Source organism: Pseudoflavonifractor sp. 60 (assembly GCF_009911645.1).
In the GTDB taxonomy this organism is placed as follows: domain Bacteria; phylum Bacillota; class Clostridia; order Oscillospirales; family Oscillospiraceae; genus Lawsonibacter.
In genome coordinates this window covers 23506-41884 of record NZ_QWKI01000129.1, presented here as the reverse complement: position 1 = coordinate 41884, position 18379 = coordinate 23506, and the positions used below count along the sequence as shown (strand labels likewise).

The window sequence follows — 18379 nt, the reverse complement described above, 5'->3', positions numbered from 1 at the left end:
GCGGCGCCGCCGGTGCAGCGGGGGCGGGAGCCGGGGCCGGGGCTGCCGCAGGAGCTCCGCCTGCCATCAGGCGTTCGATCTCCTCCTGGCTCAGGGCCGCGCCGGGAGCCGCAGGGGCAGGAGCCGGGGCGGGGGCTGGCGCCGGAGCCGGGGCGGGAGCTGCGGTCGAGTCCCCATTCAAGTCCAATCCAAAGCCGGCAATCAGTTCCTTGCCCAACTCCACCGACATGACGTTCATAAACTCGCTGTCCAAGACCCCCTCGATGGTCAGGTTAAACCGCACCACCACCACGGGGCCCTTGGTGACGGGGAAATGCTCCTCCTTCACCTTATCCAGGTCCGTCATTTCGAAGGACTCGGGGGTCGTGATATTGACCATTCGGCCCAGGAAGTCGGACAGAGCTGTGGCGGAGGAGCCCATCATCTGGTTCATCAGCTCACACACAGCGCTGATGGACAGATCGTTGAGCTCAAATTCCTCATCTGGGGTCTCGGTACACAGGAGGATGTCCACAATGGCCTTCACATCGCTGCGCTTGAGCAGCATAATGTTGCTGCCCTCCAGGCCGCAGACGTATTTGATCTCTACGCCCACCGCCGGTTCAACCTTACCCAGGCTGAACTCCTCTGCATTGACGACACTGACTCGCGGCGTCGTGATGTCCACGCGGTGGTCCAGCATATTGGAGGCCGCAGTGGCAGAGGAGCCCAGGCTGATGTTCATGATCTCCCCGATGGCGTCTATTTCCATCGGGCTAAAAATAATATCTTCCATCCAGATTCGCTCCTTTTAGCCTACATTTTAATGTAGGTCTCTCCAATTTTCACGGCAACCTGCTTGTTGCTGGTGCCCATGCGGCCGTCAAACCACCTGCGCCCGCCGATATTCAGGAACACAGGGGAGTCCTTGGGCCGCTTAATATCCACCACGTCACCTACATTCAGGTGATACAAATCGCTAAGCAGGATGCGGGTCCGCGCCAGCTCAGCCACAATCTCCAGCTCGGACTCACGCAGCGTATCAAAAATCTCCTCGGACTTGTCCTCTCCGGTAGTGCGGCGCGTTGTGTTCTTGCTGATCTCGCTGAACACATTCGTCAGCATCTCACCGGGGAGACACAAGCTGATGCGGCCTGTACAGTTTGGAAATTTGATGTTCAGGCCCACGATAACCACCGTCTCGTCATATCCGATGAGCTGGACCAGGGTTGGATTCACCTCAGTGCGGGTATACTCAAAGCGGATGGTAATGTAGTTCTCCCAACTGCTGCCCATGATGGGGACCAGGTCCTTAATCAGGTCCTCGTACATATCCAGCTCCAGATCAGTCATGTTGTAGTCATTGACCAGGGTTGGGTCCGGGTCTCCCTCTCCGCCCATGAGCCGGTCCAGCATAGACAGCACCACCGGCGTGTCCAGATGGACCAGGATCGGGTCGTCCCCCTGGAGCTTCTCCAAATCGATCTTGGCCAGGGCAACCACGTCGCTCTCCGTCAAGGCGTTGGAAAACTCGTAGTACCGCTGCTCCTCCACGCTGTCCACCTCGATCTCGCAGGTGGCGTGGAGCAGAGCGTTGATCCGGGAATTGATCACCCGGGCGTAGCTCTCGAAAATACTGTTGAGCATTTTCAGCCTGTCCTTGGTGAACTTCCGCGGACTGTAAAAGTCGTATTTACGATATTTTTGCTCCGCAGATTTTTCCGCCGGCTTGTCTACGTCCAATTCTCCACTTCTGGCCGCGTTCAGCAGGGCGTCTATCTGACTTTGCGATAAGACTTCAGCCATATTGCTTCCCTCATTTGATAACCAGGTCGTCCCGCGCGGGGGAGTTCATTATTCGGCGCCGCCCACCGGCTGGCCGGTAGCGGTTTCATACATGGTAAAGTACTGTGCCACATTGTCTTGCAGCTTATCCTCCAGCTCACGACCTGTAATAATCAGCTCCACACGGCGGTTCTTGGCCCGGCTCTCGTTGGTCTCGTTGGAGGCCACCGGACGCCACTGACCGTAGCTTGTAACCACCAGACGGCCGGGCTCCAGATCAGCGAGATTCTGCTGGAGGTAGATGGTCACCTCGGTGGCCCGCTCGGAGGCCAGGCGGCGGTCGTTGGGGATGGGGTTGGGTTCGTAGGCATACTGCTGCGCCGTGTGGCCCAGCACCTTCAGCTCATCCACAAAGGGGGTCACCTTATCCAGCGCGGGGATAATGCTGTCCAGAATGACCTTGCCCTCCTCCCGGATATAGGAGCTGTTGCCGTCGAAGAAGACGGTATCGTCAAAGGAAATGAACACATAGCCGTCTCCCTGGCTCACCGAAACGGAGTTCTCCGGGTTGTTCTGGGCATAGTTCACCAGGAAATCATACAGCTCATCCATCGCCACCTCCATATCGGTGGTGGTAGGCAGCTCTTCGCCCCCCTTGTTGCTTGTATCACTGGGGGTGGGACCGGGCTGTTCCTGTTCAATGGTACTGGGGTTAAGCTGATTGACAATCCACTTCCACTTCTCGGTGTCGATGGTGGACATGGAGTAGAGCAGGACGAAGAAGCACAGCAGCAGGGTGACCATGTCGCCGTATGTATCCATCCAGTTGGAGCCGCCGCCTCCGCCGGAGCTCTTCTTTTTAATGCTTGCCATAGTTTCACCTCAGTTCTTTGACTCGTGCGCTTACTTCTTGCCCTCGCCGTCGCGCTGCTTCTGGGCCATAAAGGTAAGCAGCTTCTCCCGCAGGAACTTGGGGTTTGCGCCGGACTGGATGGACATAATGCCCTCCACGATGATCAGCTTACACAGGGTCTCCTCCTCGTCCCGCTTGCGGAGCTGGTTGGCGATGGGGCCAAAAATCATATGGGCCAGCACGCAGCCATAGAGGGTCGTGACCAGAGCGGTGGACATAGAGGGACCCAGGTCGCCGCCGCCGCTGGAGACGTCCATCGCCTTCAGCATATTGATTAGACCTACCAGCGTACCCACCATGCCGAAGGCCGGGGCCACAGCGCCCGCCTTATCATACATAGCGGCGGCGTCCTCATGCCGGGCGGCGGACTGCTCGATGTCATTCATCATGATCTCTTTGGCCTGGTCGGCGTCGTTGTTGTCCACGATGAGCATGATGCACTGCTTGAAGAAGGGGTCCTCCTGCTGATTGCCCTTTTCCTCCAGCGCCAGCAGGCCGTTTTTACGGGCCACCTGGGCCAGCTCCACCAGCTGATCGATAAAGTTCATGGGGTCATACTTCTTGCTGTTCATCATAACCGCGAAGTGCTTGGGGATGGCGGCCAGAGCGCTGGGAGGGAAGCTGGCCACCAACACAAACACGGTACAACCCACCACAATGAAAATACTGGACGGGTCAACGAAGTTCATAACCTTGCCAAAGTTGATCAGCTGACCGCCGGGCGTGCTCAGTGCGCTCAGGTCCAGGATCATACCGATGACCATGACCACGAATGCACCTATGGTACCAATGATATAGGTAATATTCATTGCTGTATGTCCGCTCCTCTCCCCGCATGGGGTATTTTTTCTGTCTCAGGGCGCATTTGATAGCCGTCCGGCTCTGCTTTTGCCGCAGAAAGTCCCTCCGGCAAGCGTCTGACGCCTGTCAAACACGCCCCTGTCCCGTTCAGCGCCGGTCCTCGATGGTCAGCGCCCGATGCACGTCCTGGACCTTGGCGTTATACTCCGTGATCCGGCGGATGATCTGCTCCGGAGATTCCTTCACAATAAAATAGTCCCGGTTCATCATGACAATTTTTGACTCGGGGATCATCTCAATACATTGGATTTGCTGATGGTTCACCAGAAAACGCTCTCCATTACGCTTTGTCAGTTGAATCATGATAAACCTTCCTTTCCTTCCTTCCCCGGCCATCCCCCCAGGGCGCTTTCCCAAGGGGGTGGCCGGTCAACAACGCACTAGATTGCTGGGGTCCGCTTACCGCTTCATGTTCACAAGCTCCTCCAGCATGGAGTCGGTGACGGTGATGATGCGGGTGTTGGCCTGATATCCGCGCTGGGTCTTGATCATGTCGGTGAACTCCTGGGCAATGTCGGTGCTGGAGGACTCCAGACCGCTGCTGCGAAGCTCCACCGCTTTCTCGTTCACAATATAGTCCATGGGGTCAATGACGGGATCCGTATCCGGGTTGCCAGCAGCTGCGCCCAAGATATCCATGCTTTGATTGCCCATATACTTGCCCTCCAGCACACCGTTCAGAGCGGATACGCGCAGAGCGCCCGCGCCGCCCATGGCCTTGTAGTAGGGGCCGTCGATGTGGGTCACGCCGTCGGGGCTGTCGCAGTTGGCAATGGCGATATAGCCGATAATCACCGTGTCGCCGTTGGCGGCGATACCCTGGATGGCGCCATTCTTCTGCACGCTGACCTCTTTCAGCTGGACATGGAGCTCATCGGAGGCGCGCAGCTCGTCAGTGTTCTGGCCAACCACCATGTTGGTCTTGCCCAGGCCCATCGAACCTGTCGCAGGCACTTCAGCGGCCGCAACCTTGCCAGTATAGTCAACCGGTGCATACTCATTTGTGTAGTAGGTCTTGCCATCAGCCGACTTTTCCTCAACCAGATAGGGGTAGACAGGGTCGCCCTCGTTCCAGAGGTACTGATCCGCCTTATAATCCGGATCGCCCGGCTTACCGTTACCAGGAATCAAGCCTTTGTTGTCCGCAGTGGGCTTGGCGGCAGACAGAGGAACACGAAGCGGCACCAGCTGAGAGCTGATAATGGTCTTGCTGGTAATATCAATGCCGCTTGCCTCCGCATCCTCCTTGTCTTTATCCGTCGGTTTGGCGATATAGTTCGGATTCTGCACCCGGGCAAAGCCGTAGAGACACTTGCCGTCGCGGTTGCAGATATAGCCGTCGGGGTCAATCCAGAAGTCGCCCACCCGGCTCAGCTCCAGGGCGGTGGCATCCTTGGTGCTCAAAATGTTCCCGTCCTTATCGCCGAACATATAGAAGCCCTCGCCGTCGATATAGGTATCCAGCGGGTAGCCCGTGGGGGCGTAGGTGGAGGGGGACATATTCAGGTCGATGGACCCGATGGAACAGCCGTAGCCGATCTGGGAGGGGTTGTTGCCGCCCGACGTAGCGCCGCCGTTGCTGCCGGTACGGCTGGTGGTGTACATCGACTCCTTGAAGGTCATACGTCCGGCCTTATAGCCATAGGTGTTCACGTTGGCGATATTGTTGCCGATGACGTTCAGGTTGCTCATGTGGGTCTTGAGGCCGCCGATGGCGGCATACATTGCTCCGGTCATAGTCTTAGGATCATCCTTTCTGTGGCGCTGCCGCCCCCCTGTCAGTCGGGCAGGGGAGCAAAGCATCCATAAAGGTCCTGCCTTTGCTTATTTCAGCAGCACAGCGCCGTCAATATTGGTGAAGATATTTTCCTCCATCTCCTCCTGGGACATGGTGGTAATCACCCGCCCGTGGGGGACATTGATGATGAAAGCCCGGGTAGCGTCAAAGGCCAGGATGTTGGTGGCTCCCTTGGCTTGGGCCCGCTCTACTGAGTCGGCCAGCTGGCCCATCAGGGCGTCGTCCACCTGGATCCCCCGCTCTGCCGCCCGGTTCTGGGCGTGTTTGGAGAAGGATATGGCGGGTTCCGCCGCGACCTTGATCTCCTTTTGCAGCAGAGCGCCAAACTGTCCTGCCGCCGTGCCGCCGGCCCGGCTGACCCGTTGGACGCGTTCCACCGGGGATACGCCCTGTATGGAATTGATGCGTTCTGCCATAATGCTTCCTTCTTTCTTCACGGACCTCCTGTCCGCTCATTGATCAGATTCCCTTCTGAATGTTTTCCGCTCAGCCCACTTCGTTCTCCGTGTTTCCTCCGTCCACCTTGTCGTCGGGGACCTGATCCACATTGTCGTCCTTGTCCTCACCGTCGCCGGGGACCTGGTCCACGTTGTCGTCCTTGTCCTCACCGTCGCCGGGAACCTGGTCAACGTTGTCGTCCTTGTCCTCACCTTCGTCGGGATTCTCGGGGTCCTCCACTCTGGGCGGCAGCTTGCCCACGGCCATAATGCTGCTCAGGGAATAGCTCTTGCCGTCCACAAAAATGACCTGCTCGCCGTTGTAGATGCCGGTGCCCTCTACCACGCCCTCAAACTCGTGGAGCTTGCCCTCCTCATCGTAAACGCCGATGGTGACGGTCTGGCCCACCAGAGAAGCGGAGTAGCTCATCACGTTGGCCAGGACCAGCTCCTTCATCTGGGTGGTCATCTCGGTCATGGCCTGCATGGAGCTCATCTGAACCAGCTGGTTCATCATGTCGGTGGTGTCCGCCTGGTTGTCGATGGACTGGTACTGGAACTGGGCCACCATCAGGCTGAGCATGTCGGTGAAGGAAAGACTGCCTTTGTCCTTGGCCGCCTCCTCCTTCTTCAGCTGCTCCAGCAGTTCCCAGCGGTTAATGTTGGGGTCAAAGTCGGTCGTGTAGTTGCCGTAGCGGCTGGCTGTGTCGATCCCAGTGGGGATCACAGAATCTGCCATTTGGGTTCACCTCCTGCTGATTTACAGCGTCTCTTCCAGGCCGAACAGTCCCAGGCGCAGGCGCTGTACAAAGTCCTGGCTGTGGCTCTCCTCCTGCTGGCGCTGCTGCTGTTGTTGCTGCTGCTGCGAGTTGTGGCCGTCGGGGTCGGCCTGCTGCTGCTGGGCCTGCTGGCTGTCCTCGTTCCGCTGGACCTGGACCTGGACCTGACTTTCCTGGCTGTAGCCCTGGAGGGCCGCGTTCAGGGTATCCAGATGCTGGGTCAGCAGATTGGCCGCCTTGTTGTTGGCCGCGTGGAGGATCACTTGCAGACTCCCGTCGGCGCTCTGGGTCAGCTTAATGGTCAGCGCACCCAGGTTCTCCGGGCTGAGCTTGATCTCGATCTGTTTCAGGCCCTGCTGAGCGGCAAGACGGATGGTCTCGGCCAGCTGGTCGTCCATGTCGGCCTGCTGGGTGTCCAGCTCGAAGTTTTCGCCCACCTTCACAGGGGCCGCCTTCACGTCCTTGAACAGAGGCTGGCTGGCGCTCAGGTCCTGGGCATCCAGGCCGGTGTCCTCCTCCTGGTCGTCGGCAGGCTCCGTCTCCGGGGTCTGGACCTTGATCTCCGCTTTCAGCTCAAAGGAAGTACCATCCTGATCGAAGTTCAGCTCGCCCAGAATGTCCTCCGCAGAACGGGGGTCGTTGGCCGCCTCCAGGAAGCGCTCCAGAGCCTCCACCAGCTCCGGCGTGGTCTCGATGGTCCACTCTCCGGTGTCCTCCACCAGAGCGGCCTGGAAAGCGTACACCTTGTCGCCGCCCATGCCGTGGTCCATCAGAATCTCCCTGGTCAGCGGGTTGTTCAGCGGGGCGTTCTCTCCCACGTAGATCCCCAGGCTCACTGTACCGTCCTCGTCGGGGGGGAACAGGAACGCGTAGCCCGCCGCAATGGCCGCCGCCTCCGTCTCGGTCAGCGGTACCGTTTTGGTCTCGGTGCCGTCGGGGTTTTTGGTCACCTCCACCTTGCGGGTGTCCACCTTCTCCGTCTGCTGCACCTTCTTGGTGGGCTCCGGCTTGTCAGGGGCCTCGGTCTTCTTGGGTGCCTCCACCTTCTGGTCCTTGGCTTTGTCCATCAGGTCCTTGAAGCTGTCGCCCTTCTCGGTCTTCTCGGTGTTCTGGCTGAGCTGAGGCACAGAAGCCGCCATACTGGCCGCCGCCTGCTGCATCCGCTCCAGCATCCACTGGTCTGTTACATTCATCGTCATTCACCTCCTATTCGTCGATCTGGCCGGGGTCAAGGGTCTTGCTGGGATCGCGCTTCTCTGTGACTTCCAAGGACTCCTTCTCCTGAATACGCTCCAGCTGTTCCTCTTGCTCCTCCTGGATGTCGTCCACCTCTCTGATGAGGCCCGGCGCACTCAGGCTGGCCAACAGGACCTGGATGGCGGGCATTACGGAAATGTCCACCGCTCCGTCAAAGGCCTTGCGCACCTTCCCGAACTTCTCCGAGTTGTAGACAGCGGGTCCGGCCTTGGCCAGCGAGCGGGCGGCGACCCACTCCTCACTGGAGGAATGGTCCTCCCGCGCCTCGTTCATGGCGTCAATCATAGCCATAAGAGCGTCCTCTTCGGCGTGGGCCTCCTCCTCCGCCTTGAGGCGGCGCACCTGCTCCAGATAGCTCAGGAAAATGTTCTTGGAATTCCAGCCGGTCTGCTCCTCCAGAGTCTTCTGGGGGGCGGGCGTCTGCCCGAACCGTGCGCTGATGTCACAGAATGAAAGCGGCGTGCTCATTGCAATCACCTCCTTCCTGTGACCTTATATAGAGAAACACCTTGCGGTGTAACTCACCTGTTACAGTCCCGCTGCCATTGCGCGGGTCGTGGAGACAAACTCCTCAATGCGCTGCTCCTCGTCCTTCTGTTCCGCCTTGCGGTAGTCCTCCAGCTTGTGCTCCTTCAGCTTCTCGATGGTGGCCGTCTCCTTTCGGGCCTCCACCACCTGAGCCCGCTTCTGCTCCTCCTGGCGGCGCAGCCGGGCCAGCTTGTGGTACTCCTCATGGATCTGGCGCTCCAGAGAGCGGAGGTACTGCTCGTAATTCATCGCGTCCAACACAGTGAGCCCCTCCAGCTTGCGCCGGGTGAACTCCTCGTCGGTTTGGCGGTGCTCCTCCTCCAGTCCCTCGATCACGGCCTCCTGGGCCCGGACCTTTGCCAGAATCGCGCCGTGCTCCGCCCGAAGGGCGTCCAGGGCCTGCTGCTTGTAGTCTAAAACGGTCTCCAGAGAGAAGCGGAATTTTTTCATCTGTCTATCTGCTCCTTACATGGTGTCAGCGGAGAATGCGCCGCAGCTGGTTCAGGCTCTCGTCGTAGGAGAAAGCCTCGTCTGTGCCCTGCATCAAAAACTGGTTGATGGCGTCCATCTTGGACAGGGCGTGGTCCAGCTTGGGATTGGTGCCCGCTTTATAGGCTCCGATGGACACCAGGTCGGCGTTTTTCTCATAAACACCCATAATATCCCGCAGCTGTCCCGCCAGCTGGCGGTGCTCCGGGGAGACGATCTCCACCATCAAACGGGAAATGCTGGCGCCCACGTCGATGGCGGGGAAGTGATTGGAGTTGGCCAGGGCGCGGGAGAGGACGATGTGTCCGTCCAAAATGCCCCGGACGGTGTCGGCGATGGGCTCGTTGGTATCGTCGCCCTCTACCAATACGGTGTAAACGCCGGTAATAGAACCCTTTTCAAAATTTCCGCTGCGCTCCAGCAGCTTGGGCATCTCGGCGTACATGGAGGGGGTGTACCCTCTGGCAATGGGGGGCTCGCCAATGGCCAGGCCAATTTCACGCTGGGCCATTGCGAAACGGGTCAGGGAGTCCATCATCAGCAGCACGTCGTAGCCCTGCCCTGAGAAATACTCGGCAATGCTGGTGGCCACGCTGGGGCACTTCATCCGCAGCATGGCGGGCTGGTCGCTGGTAGCAACCACCAGCACGGAGCGGCGCATACCCTCCTCTCCCAGGTCCTTCTGCATGAACTCCAGAACCTCGCGGCCGCGCTCCCCCACCAGGGCGATCACGTTAATGTCCGCTTTCACGTTCTTGGCGATCATGCCCATGAGGGTCGATTTGCCTACGCCGGAACCGGCAAAAATGCCAATACGCTGGCCCTTGCCGATGGTGAGCAGGCTGTCAATGGCCTTGACGCCAAACTCCATCCGCTCCCGAATGGGAGGACGGGCCATGGGGTTGATATAAGTGCTGTCCACAGAGAAGGTGTCGCCCCGGGGAAAGGCCTCTTTCCCATCAATGGGCTGGCCCAGTGCGTTGATCACCCGCCCCCGCAGAAAGGGTCCCACCGGCAGGGTGAGCCGCTTGCCGGTATTGCGGACAAAGTTGCCCGCTGAAATGCCGCTCATGTTGGCATAGGGCATTAAGAGAATGTGGTCATTTTTGAAGCCCACCACCTCGGCGGGGATCTGACCACCGGATTCGTTGGAATAAATACGGCAGATATCGCCGATTGCGGCCCGGCCGCCGGAGGCTTCGATGGACATACCCACGATATTTTCGATTTTTCCGGTCCGGCCCACCGTCTCGGCGGAGCGCACCGCGGGGATCAGCTCTCGAAACACGTCCAAGTCTCCTTATTCTTATTGAGGCCAGTAGCTGCCCATCTGGTCGTAGAGAACATCCCGGATGTTGGACATCTGAGTGGACACGCTGGCGTCCACAATCTCCTCCGGAGTCTCCACAATACAGGTGCCCCCCTCGTCGTCCCCCATGGGGACCACTTTAATATGCTGGGACAGGGCCCCCAGGGTACTGGTGAGGGCGGGGGATATTTTGGCGACCTGCCGGGCGTCACAGCCGGAGATATAGATGTGTACCCACTCCTGCCGTTTCATCCGCTCGGTGGCGGTCTGGATCATGCGGACGATCACCTCGCTGCTGCTCCGGAGGCTGACCCGCACCACCTTCTCGGCCACCGACAGGCACAGCTCCAGCAGCTCATCCCGGCTCTGGAGGATCATCTCCTCTCTGGCCAGGGAGGCCTTCTCCAAAAAATCCTGCACCTGCTGCTCCAGGCGGGCGGCGGTGGCCTCCCGGTCCCGGATGGAGTCGTCCATCGCCTTGGCAATCCCCTGGGCGTAGCCCTCCCGGTAGCCCTCATCCCGGGCGCCGGCGCGGATCTCCTCCTGCTCCTGGAGGGCCTGCTCCCGGGCCTGGGCCAGAAGCTGTTCCGCCTCCTCCCGGGCCTGGTTCAAAATCAGTTCCGCCTGGAGCTGGGCATAGTGAACGGGAGTCTCCTGCTTGGGTTCCTGGAGTTCCTCCGGCTCCTGCTCAGCCTCCTCTTCCTCTTCCCCGCCCACCGTAATATCCAGGGATTCCGCGTCTACTTCCTCCGCATCCAAGGGGCGGAATTCCTCCTCGCCCCCCATAAAGATATCATCGGTGTCGGGCAGTATGTAGGTCTCGGCCTTGGGCTCCAGGAAGGATTTTAGGATATTACGCAATGATATCGTCCTTTCCGCCCTTCAAAATCACGATTTCGTTTCGTTCCTCCAGGTCGCGGATCACGCCTACAATGCGCTGCTGGGCATCCTCCACGTCCTTCATACGTACGTTGGTGGTGACCTCCAGGTCGTCCCGGATACTCTCTGCCATACGGGCGGACATATTGGTAAACAGCTTGTTGGACACGTCGGCGTTGGCCGTCTTCAGAGCCAGCACCAGGTCTCTGGGGTCGCAGTCCCGGACGAAGCGCTGCACAGAGCGGTCGTCCATGGTAATGATATCCTCGAACACGAACATCCGCTTGCGGATCTCATCGGCCAGCTCGGCATTGTGCTCGGCCAGTCCGTCGAAGATGGACTTCTCGCTGGACCGGTCCAGGTTGTTCATAATGCCTGCCACATAGTCTATGCCGCCAACCTTGACATTGGACTGGGTGATGATGCTGGAGAACTTGCGCTCCATCTCCGCCTCGATGGTCTTGATAGCGGTGGGGGAGGCGCTCTCCATGGTGGCAATGGCCTCCACCACCTTGATCTGGCGATGGGGCTCCAGCTGCTCGATAACGCCTGCCGCCTTGTCCGGGTCCACATAGGACAGCACCAGAGCCATGGTCTGAGGACGCTCGTTTTGCAGCGCGGAGAAGAGGGATTTGACGTCCGCCTTGTTGAGGAAGGCGAACTCCCGGGTCTTCAGGGACTTGGTCACCTTCTCCAGCAGGGCCATAGCGGTCTGGTTGCCGAAGGCCTTCTCCAGCACCGCACGGGCGTACTCCAGGCCGCCCTCGGTCACCGCCTTGCTGGTCATGCAGTTCTGGTAAAACTCGGTGAGCACCTCTTCGGTCTGCTCGGAGTTGAGCATACCCAGCCGGGCCACCTCCAGGGTGAGGGTCTCCACGTCCTCCGGCTCCATGTACTGGTACAGGTTGGACGCCTTATCCGCGCCCAGGGAGACGATCACAGCGGCGGCCTTCTGGGGATATGTGAGTTGAACTTTCGCGGTCTCAGCCATTGTCATCGTCTCCTCTCAGCCAGGCCTTCACCATCTGAGCGGCGACCTCCGGATTGTTCTGGACGAACTGCCGGACAGTCTTACGCAGCTCCATACTCTTCTCGGTGTTGACCTCCATAATATCGGCTCCGCCCTCGGGGATGGCCGCCGCTGCCGCAGCAGCTTCCGCGGCAGCCAGGGCCTCGGCCGCCTGCATCTCCTCTGCCAGCGCTTCCTCCTGGGCCTGACGTCTCTTCTTGGCCCGGCCGCGCAGGATGAGGATGATAATCAACAGGATAATAAACAGGATCATTCCGCCGATGGCGGCAAAGAGCACCCAATCGGGCACACCGGACAGGATACCAATGGGACCAAGCACACTGGGCGGCGTCTCCACGTTGAAGGGCGCGATGACCACCGACACGTAGTTCTCCGGATTCTCGCCGCCGATGCCCGAGGCGGTGGCCACATGGGAGCGCAGCGCCTCGGTGCTCAGGGAGCTGGCATTGGGGCAGTTCTGATTGATGGTGACCGCAACCCGGATATCGCTGATGTTAAAGGCCAGCACCTCGGTCTGCTCAGTGATGGTGTCGATCTGGTGCAGGCGGCTTCCGGAGCCATTGGTATAGTTCTCGTCGCCGTTGAGCTCGGGTTGGAGCTCCGCCTGGTAGGGGATGTCAGAGTTGGTGGTGGTGCCCACGGTGCCGCCCACCGGATCGGTGCCGTCCCGGATGATCTCCCACAGCCACTCGTCCTTGCCGATGAGGCCGCCCCCCTCCACTGAGCCATCGGGCTGGTGGTAGGTGGTGGAGTCCACCACTTTGCGGTTGACGTCGATGTTGCAGTTCACCGTCACATCCACATTATCTTTACCATAAATATTCTCGATTGCTTCCCGCACCTGCATCCGGATACGGTTGCTCAACTGCTCCTCATACTGCATTTTTAATGTGCTGGCATCGTTCACGCTGTCGGTGCTGGAGCTGCTGCTGTCAGAATACGAGTTTCCATAAGTATCGCCGATCCCTACGTGTTCGATCTCCAGGCCCTGAACGCTGTGCTTCACCAGGTCCCGGATTACGCTCACTGTGCCGCTGCTCAGGGCATTTCGGCTCACCGGCGTCACGGTGACATAGGCCTCGGCGGGAGTGGCCTGGGGGTCCAGCACATAGACCCGCTCGGTCCCCGGCGTGATCTGCACTGTGGCGTCCTGGACCTCCTCCAGCTGGCGGATGGTGGCGGCCAGACGCTCCTCTTTCGCAATCAGAAACGCCTTGTCCCGCTCGTCGCTGGTGCTGATGGCGCCGATCTTATCACTGTAGTACTCATAGAGGAAGCCGGAATTCAGGTTGCCCGAGGTGGCCAACTGAATTTGCAGCTGGGTCTCTCTCCCCTTGGGCACCAGTACCTTATCCCCCTGCACCTGGTAGTCTGTCACGCCGTTGGCGTCCAGAAAGCTGACTACGGTGCTGATCTCGCTGGCGTTCAGTCCGCCCTGGAGTACTGCGTATTCCTTCCGGTTGAGCAAAATTGCCGCTGCGATAATCACCACCAGGATGACCGCTGCGCAGACGCCCAGAAGAATACGGGTCTTCTTGTTCAGTTTTGCAAAAAAACCTTTGATTTTTTCCCAAAGGTCCTTCAGTTTTGTCTGCACCTTGGATCCCTCCGGCCAGTTATCTTAACAGCGGCTGTGCGCTGTTTACAGGGAAATGCGCATCAGCTCGTTGTAGGCGTCCAGCGCCTGGTTGCGCATCTGCATCAGCAGCTCGGCGGCGGTGGTCGCCTTGCTGATGGCGGTGGTCAGCAGGGCGGGATTGTCGATCTGACCGGTGGCCAGCTGATACTCCAGGTTGACCTGCTCGGCGTTAGTATCCCGCACATTCTGGATGGCCTGCCGGAAAATGTTGGCGAACATAGAGCCGGCGGGATCGTTCACAGACTGAGCGGTCTGAGTTTCCGCAGTATCCCAAAGGCGCTCGATGGGGCGAATGGGTGTAAATTCCACCATAAATTCCTCCTGAACGGGCCAAAAGCCCATGTATTTCATATCCCAAAACGCAAATCCAGGCCAGACCCGCCCTGTCCTGGGGCATCCTACCCGCCAGACAAGAGCTAGCCTGACCTAGATTGGCCTTACTTTCCGATCTCCAGTCCTTTGGCGATCACACTCTTCAGCAAATTAAAGGCTGTAACATTGGCGGAGTAGGCCTGGCTGGCAGCCATACCATCGGTAATTTCCTTCACCAGGTCCACGTTGGGCAGCTCCACATAACCGTCCTCGTTGGCATCGGGGTCGTCCGGGTCATATTTCAGCTTAAAGTCAGAGGGGTCCTCCGCCACCTCTGCCACTCGAACCCCGGCCACCGACTCTCGGGCAAGCCGTCCGCCCCAGCCGTAGCGGGTCCGGGCCAGCACATCCTGGAACCGCCCGGTACCGTTATCCGCCTGGAACACCACCACTTTCCTGCGGTAAGGACCCTCTCCGTTTTCAGTTCGGGTGGTGTTCATGTTGACAATATTTTCAGAGACAATGTCCAGCCGCTGCTGCTGGGCAGTGAAACCGGAACCGATCACATCAATGGTACTTACGAAGGCCATATGTATCCCCTCCACGAACGTTTTAAGGCAGAACGTATCCGCCAAAGCTTACAGGCCGGAATCCTTACTGGCCCCGGATCAGGGTGCGCATCAGAGAGAGGTTGCTGTTGATGGCATCCATGGTGTACTGCATCTGATAGACAGTACGGGTGGCCTCTGTCTCCTGCTCGGCCACGTTGACGCCGTTCTCATCCATACGCATACTCTCGTTCTCGGCCACGTGAACAATGGGCTGAGCCCGGTCGATGGCGGAGCGCACAGAGGAGATCTTCCGGCTGGGGCTCTTCTGCGCCGAACGGATACTGCTGTCCAGCGCCTCCTCAAAGGTGACATACTTCGCCTTGTAGTTGGGAGTCTCGGCATTGACAATATTGTCCGAGATGGCGTTGAATTTGGTCCACTGATAGTTCATGGCCCGCTCCAGCATCATCAGGGAATTGGTATACAACATGGACATGGAGATTTCCTCCCTTAATAATCGCTCTAAAACGAACGTGAATCATTATAGCACAGCTCATCTGAAAAAGCAAGGGCGATGTTCACCGTCTTTACAATGATTTCACACTCATCCCCTTGAAATCAAATTAAGTTCATTATAACGCATTTTTCCAGTCATTGCAAGCCTTTGTGCAAATATATTCTCTCGGAATTTTGCTCCAAATTTTATGGAATCTGCTCTCTCCGGTTTTCCCTCAGGGTCAAGCATACAGTCCAGCTACGCTAATTTAGGATAGCGCAAATCCTTTCCAATTGCAATGGTAATTTCAGTAAACTGTCTGTTTCCCCGTCCAAATTCCACACATTTTCCCCGCCAAAGTGCCGGATTTCTGAGGCAAACACGGAAACAGGCCTGATATTCCGCCATATCAGGCCTATTTCCGGCTTTACTTTTTTTCTCTCAGCACATCCAGCAGCTCCAGGGGGGAGACCTCCTCGTCCGCCGCCTCCCGGTTCACCTCGGCGGCGACCCGCAGCTCACTGCGCAGGATGGTAACGTCCCGGGGAGCCTGAATGGCCAGACGGACCCGCCCGGCCTCCACCGCCAGGACTGTGATCTCAATGTTCTCCCCCAGCAGCAGGGATTCCCCCTCCTTGCGCTGTAAGATCAGCATGGACCGTCCCCCTCTTTCTGGCCGAACTCTGAAAGAAGGTGGTGCATATGACAGCTCCCGTCCTCCAGGATGACCTGCATGGCCCGGTGGGTGTGGTCGTTGATGGCCACAGGGCAGCGCAGGTTGACGGTGCTCTCCGCCACCGGACTGCGCACCACGCACAGAGCGTAGAAGCACAGATCCTCGCTGCGCTCCACCCCCATGTCCGCCAGCTCCCCCTTGGTGAGCACCGGGGAGTAGTCCGGCTTCAGAGAGAAGGGATTCATCGCCACAAAGGCCAGTCCGGGGGTTGCAGCGCTCTGGAAGCAGAGGAGGGAGCCGCCGCTGCCCTCGAAGGGGAGCAGGAAAAACTCCTTCTCCTCCTCAAAGCCGAACAGGCCCTTGGGAAAGAACAGCTTATCCTCCTCGCTGCACTCGATCTCGCCAAAGTATTTTGTCTTCAGACGCATAGTCCCTCCTAAATATCAGGCCGTTACGCCCACACGTCCATCGCCTCATAGTTGGGGTCAGCAGAGGGAGGCACATAGATGGGGCCGCCCAGATACTTAATCACCACATCAGGCCGTTGGGTTACGGTAAACTCAATATCTCCGGGGGTAAACTCGAAGCTGCCCCCGCCGATATTCCAGTCGATGGCCAGTTTTTCCATGTCATAGCGAATATTCAGCTCCCCTGGGTCCCAGGTGATCTCCGCCCCCACCTTGGGGATAAAGTCCAGACCCACGTTGGTCTTGACGTCCTTCATCATGGCGTCCTCGGCAAACTGGGTCACCAGCTCCTCGCCCACCTGGGTCTTCAGCAGCAGCTGGCCCTGGCGGGCATAGGTGGCGGTGGCCTCATAGGCGGCCTGGTGGCCCTTCTGGGCGTTCTGCTCCAGATAGCGGGCCAGGGTGGGCGACAGAGAGTTACGGGCCTCAAAGGTATCAATATTCACCTTAATGGGGCGGCTTTTAATCTGAAGGTCGCCTGAATCCCGCGTGATCTCCATCTCGGCGGTGCCGCGGGCATACTCCAGCTTTGCGTTGGTAGTCTTCATCTCGATCTGAATGGGTACAGTGGTGATTTCGATCAGCGGCTTCATGTGTGATACGCACTCCCTTCTAGTATATTAAGGCATCCTTACCTTCATACACACAAAAAACGCGGGATAAGCCCCATGGGCGGGCCTGAAAAGGACCGCCCATAAGACTTGAAACGCTCAGTTCATATAGTCGATCAAGGACTGGCTGAGCAGCTGATTGCCAATCTTCAGCGCGGCGCTGTAGCAGTACTGGTCCCAGGACATCTCGGTAATGGCGGCGGCCATGTCGACCTGCTCCACATCCAGGATCTGGGTGTTCAGGTCGGTAGCCTGGGTCTGCAGCTGGCTCAGGTTGGTCTGGAGGAAGGAGCTCCGGGCGTCCAGCTCCACGTTGGCCGCAGTCAGGGTCTCCTGGGCCTCCTTCAGCTTATCCATCAGGCGGAAGGCCTTCTCCCGGGCGGCGTCGTTATAGGCGTTGATCTCCTCGGCCACCTCCGGTTTGTCCTCCATCAGCTGCTTCAGTTCCTCCCCGGTCAGCTCCAGATATTCATCGGGGACGTACTTCTGGCCGTTCTCGTTCCAGTTGTCGAAAACATCCGCCAGCTCATTCAGGAGCACAGCAAAGTTCTTGGGGTCGCCGTCCTCGTCAACGCCGTAGTCCAGGAAATTCAGGCCGGACAGGGCGCTGTTGAAATAGGTGCCCCGCAGGGGATTGTTGGCCCCCTTCTCCGCCGCGCCCATGCCCAGGTCGATGTACATCTCCTCCTCAGACATTTCCTTCAGCTTGGCGTAATTGGCCTGGTCGGTATAATAGGCGATCCACTTGGTCTCCATCTCATCATCGCTGAACTGGGGCATATCCTCCGGAATGCCGTACTTATCCGGCGCGCTGTCGGCCCACTTGGGCTTCTCCGCCGTGGGGGGCTCCGTAGTCTCATGGCGGTAGTAGTCGATCCAGGCCTGCTCCTCATCTGTGATCTGGCCATCCTTACTTGCCTCATCGGTCAGCCAGGTGGGCTCAGCAGAGGGGGGGATCTTATCTGTCTGATGGGTATAGTAGTTGTACCAGTCCTCGTCATGGTTGGTCCAGGTGCCGGCGGCCTCTGCGGCAGTACGCACATCCTCAATCCACGTGGGTTCCGGCGCGGTGGGGGGCTTCATGCCGCCGGAGTTGACGTCAATGCCCCGGTAGTACAGGTTGCCGTCCTTCCAGGTGAAGGGAGCGTTCAGACCGTCGTTCCCGGCGAAGATGAAGTGGCCGCCCAGCTGCTGGTTGAAGCCCTGGATCATAGACTCGGAGCTCTCCCGGAGGATCTGGGCCAGGGCGGTGCGGCTCTCGCCGGAGGTGTCGCTGTCGCCCCGGATGATGGACACCTTATCCATGGGGTTGATCAGGTCCTTGAGCATCCCCTGGATGTTGTTCCAGCCGGTGTTGAACTTGCTGTACACGTCCTTGCTGTTGGCAATCTGGCTGCTGGTCTGGAAGTACTCCCGGCGCAGGCGGAAAGCCAGAGTGGCGGAGGCAGGGTCCTCGGCGTAGCTGTTGAAGTTGCGCTGGGTCTGCACCTTCTCCATGGAGTTATTCAGGTTGTTGGTGGAATTCATCAGGTTATACTGATAGGTATTCCTCATCATATTGCTGGTAATGCGAAAGCTCATCT

The 18379-nt window shown here is 58.6% G+C and carries 22 protein-coding genes; all 22 read right to left on the bottom strand.

The annotated features are described in order from the left end of the window. A partial coding sequence (locus tag D1646_RS14070; RefSeq protein WP_201754690.1) for a chemotaxis protein CheC occupies nt 1–775 on the bottom strand: 775 nt, incomplete at its 3' end. 20 nt (nt 776–795) lie between these two features. After that, nucleotides 796–1785, bottom strand: coding sequence for a FliM/FliN family flagellar motor switch protein (locus tag D1646_RS14065; protein WP_160637066.1), 990 nt, complete (start codon nt 1783–1785; stop codon nt 796–798). Nucleotides 1786–1833: 48 nt separating this feature from the next. Then, complete coding sequence (locus D1646_RS14060; RefSeq protein ID WP_160637065.1) at nt 1834–2637, bottom strand: flagellar motor protein MotB; 804 nt, start codon at nt 2635–2637, stop codon at nt 1834–1836. A gap of 30 nt (nt 2638–2667) precedes the next feature. After that, a complete protein-coding gene (locus D1646_RS14055; protein WP_160637064.1) occupies nt 2668–3486 on the bottom strand; it encodes a motility protein A in 819 nt (272 codons plus the stop codon). A gap of 139 nt (nt 3487–3625) precedes the next feature. Then, nucleotides 3626–3841: a flagellar FlbD family protein gene (locus D1646_RS14050; RefSeq protein WP_160637063.1), complete on the bottom strand. Its 216-nt coding sequence runs from the start codon at nt 3839–3841 to the stop codon at nt 3626–3628. Between the two features lie 96 nt (nt 3842–3937). Beyond that, entirely contained in the window at nt 3938–5275 is a 1338-nt protein-coding gene (locus D1646_RS14045) for a flagellar hook-basal body complex protein (protein ID WP_160637062.1), read from the bottom strand. Between the two features lie 87 nt (nt 5276–5362). Next, nucleotides 5363–5752: a flagellar biosynthesis protein gene (locus D1646_RS14040; protein WP_160637061.1), complete on the bottom strand. Its 390-nt coding sequence runs from the start codon at nt 5750–5752 to the stop codon at nt 5363–5365. A 70-nt stretch (nt 5753–5822) separates the two neighbouring features. After that, nucleotides 5823–6512 (bottom strand): flagellar hook capping FlgD N-terminal domain-containing protein, encoded by a 690-nt coding sequence (locus D1646_RS14035; protein ID WP_160637060.1) that lies wholly within the window; start codon nt 6510–6512, stop codon nt 5823–5825. Nucleotides 6513–6533: 21 nt separating this feature from the next. Next, complete coding sequence (locus tag D1646_RS14030; protein ID WP_160637059.1) at nt 6534–7745, bottom strand: flagellar hook-length control protein FliK; 1212 nt, start codon at nt 7743–7745, stop codon at nt 6534–6536. Nucleotides 7746–7758: 13 nt separating this feature from the next. Further along, a complete protein-coding gene (locus D1646_RS14025) occupies nt 7759–8277 on the bottom strand; it encodes a hypothetical protein (protein ID WP_160637058.1) in 519 nt (172 codons plus the stop codon). A 60-nt stretch (nt 8278–8337) separates the two neighbouring features. Next, nucleotides 8338–8787, bottom strand: a complete 450-nt coding sequence (gene fliJ, locus D1646_RS14020; protein WP_160637057.1) for a flagellar export protein FliJ — start codon at nt 8785–8787, stop codon at nt 8338–8340. 25 nt (nt 8788–8812) lie between these two features. Continuing rightward, nucleotides 8813–10114 carry a flagellar protein export ATPase FliI gene (gene fliI, locus D1646_RS14015; protein WP_160637056.1) on the bottom strand — a complete coding sequence of 434 codons (1302 nt, stop codon included), beginning with the start codon at nt 10112–10114 and terminating at the stop codon, nt 8813–8815. An 18-nt stretch (nt 10115–10132) separates the two neighbouring features. Then, nucleotides 10133–10996 carry a FliH/SctL family protein gene (locus D1646_RS14010; RefSeq protein ID WP_160637055.1) on the bottom strand — a complete coding sequence of 288 codons (864 nt, stop codon included), beginning with the start codon at nt 10994–10996 and terminating at the stop codon, nt 10133–10135. Then, nucleotides 10989–12005, bottom strand: a complete 1017-nt coding sequence (gene fliG / locus D1646_RS14005) for a flagellar motor switch protein FliG (protein WP_201754688.1) — start codon at nt 12003–12005, stop codon at nt 10989–10991. The genes D1646_RS14010 and fliG overlap by 8 nt, the downstream gene beginning before the upstream one ends. Further along, a complete protein-coding gene (locus tag D1646_RS14000; RefSeq protein ID WP_160637053.1) occupies nt 11998–13641 on the bottom strand; it encodes a flagellar M-ring protein FliF C-terminal domain-containing protein in 1644 nt (547 codons plus the stop codon). The genes fliG and D1646_RS14000 overlap by 8 nt, the downstream gene beginning before the upstream one ends. A gap of 45 nt (nt 13642–13686) precedes the next feature. Further along, complete coding sequence (locus D1646_RS13995) at nt 13687–13995, bottom strand: flagellar hook-basal body complex protein FliE (RefSeq protein WP_160637052.1); 309 nt, start codon at nt 13993–13995, stop codon at nt 13687–13689. Between the two features lie 125 nt (nt 13996–14120). Further along, nucleotides 14121–14585, bottom strand: a complete 465-nt coding sequence (gene flgC / locus D1646_RS13990) for a flagellar basal body rod protein FlgC (protein WP_160637051.1) — start codon at nt 14583–14585, stop codon at nt 14121–14123. 64 nt (nt 14586–14649) lie between these two features. Next, on the bottom strand, nt 14650–15042 hold the full coding sequence (locus D1646_RS13985; protein ID WP_160637050.1) for a flagellar biosynthesis protein FlgB: 393 nt from the start codon (nt 15040–15042) through the stop codon (nt 14650–14652). A gap of 427 nt (nt 15043–15469) precedes the next feature. Next, complete coding sequence (locus D1646_RS13980) at nt 15470–15697, bottom strand: carbon storage regulator (protein WP_160637049.1); 228 nt, start codon at nt 15695–15697, stop codon at nt 15470–15472. After that, entirely contained in the window at nt 15691–16146 is a 456-nt protein-coding gene (gene fliW, locus D1646_RS13975; RefSeq protein WP_160637048.1) for a flagellar assembly protein FliW, read from the bottom strand. Before fliW ends, D1646_RS13980 begins: the two co-directional genes overlap by 7 nt. Before the next feature lie 23 nt (nt 16147–16169). Continuing rightward, nucleotides 16170–16778, bottom strand: a complete 609-nt coding sequence (locus D1646_RS13970) for a DUF6470 family protein (RefSeq protein ID WP_160637047.1) — start codon at nt 16776–16778, stop codon at nt 16170–16172. Between the two features lie 117 nt (nt 16779–16895). Continuing rightward, entirely contained in the window at nt 16896–18377 is a 1482-nt protein-coding gene (locus tag D1646_RS13965; protein WP_160637046.1) for a hypothetical protein, read from the bottom strand. Nucleotides 18378–18379 lie beyond the last annotated feature (2 nt).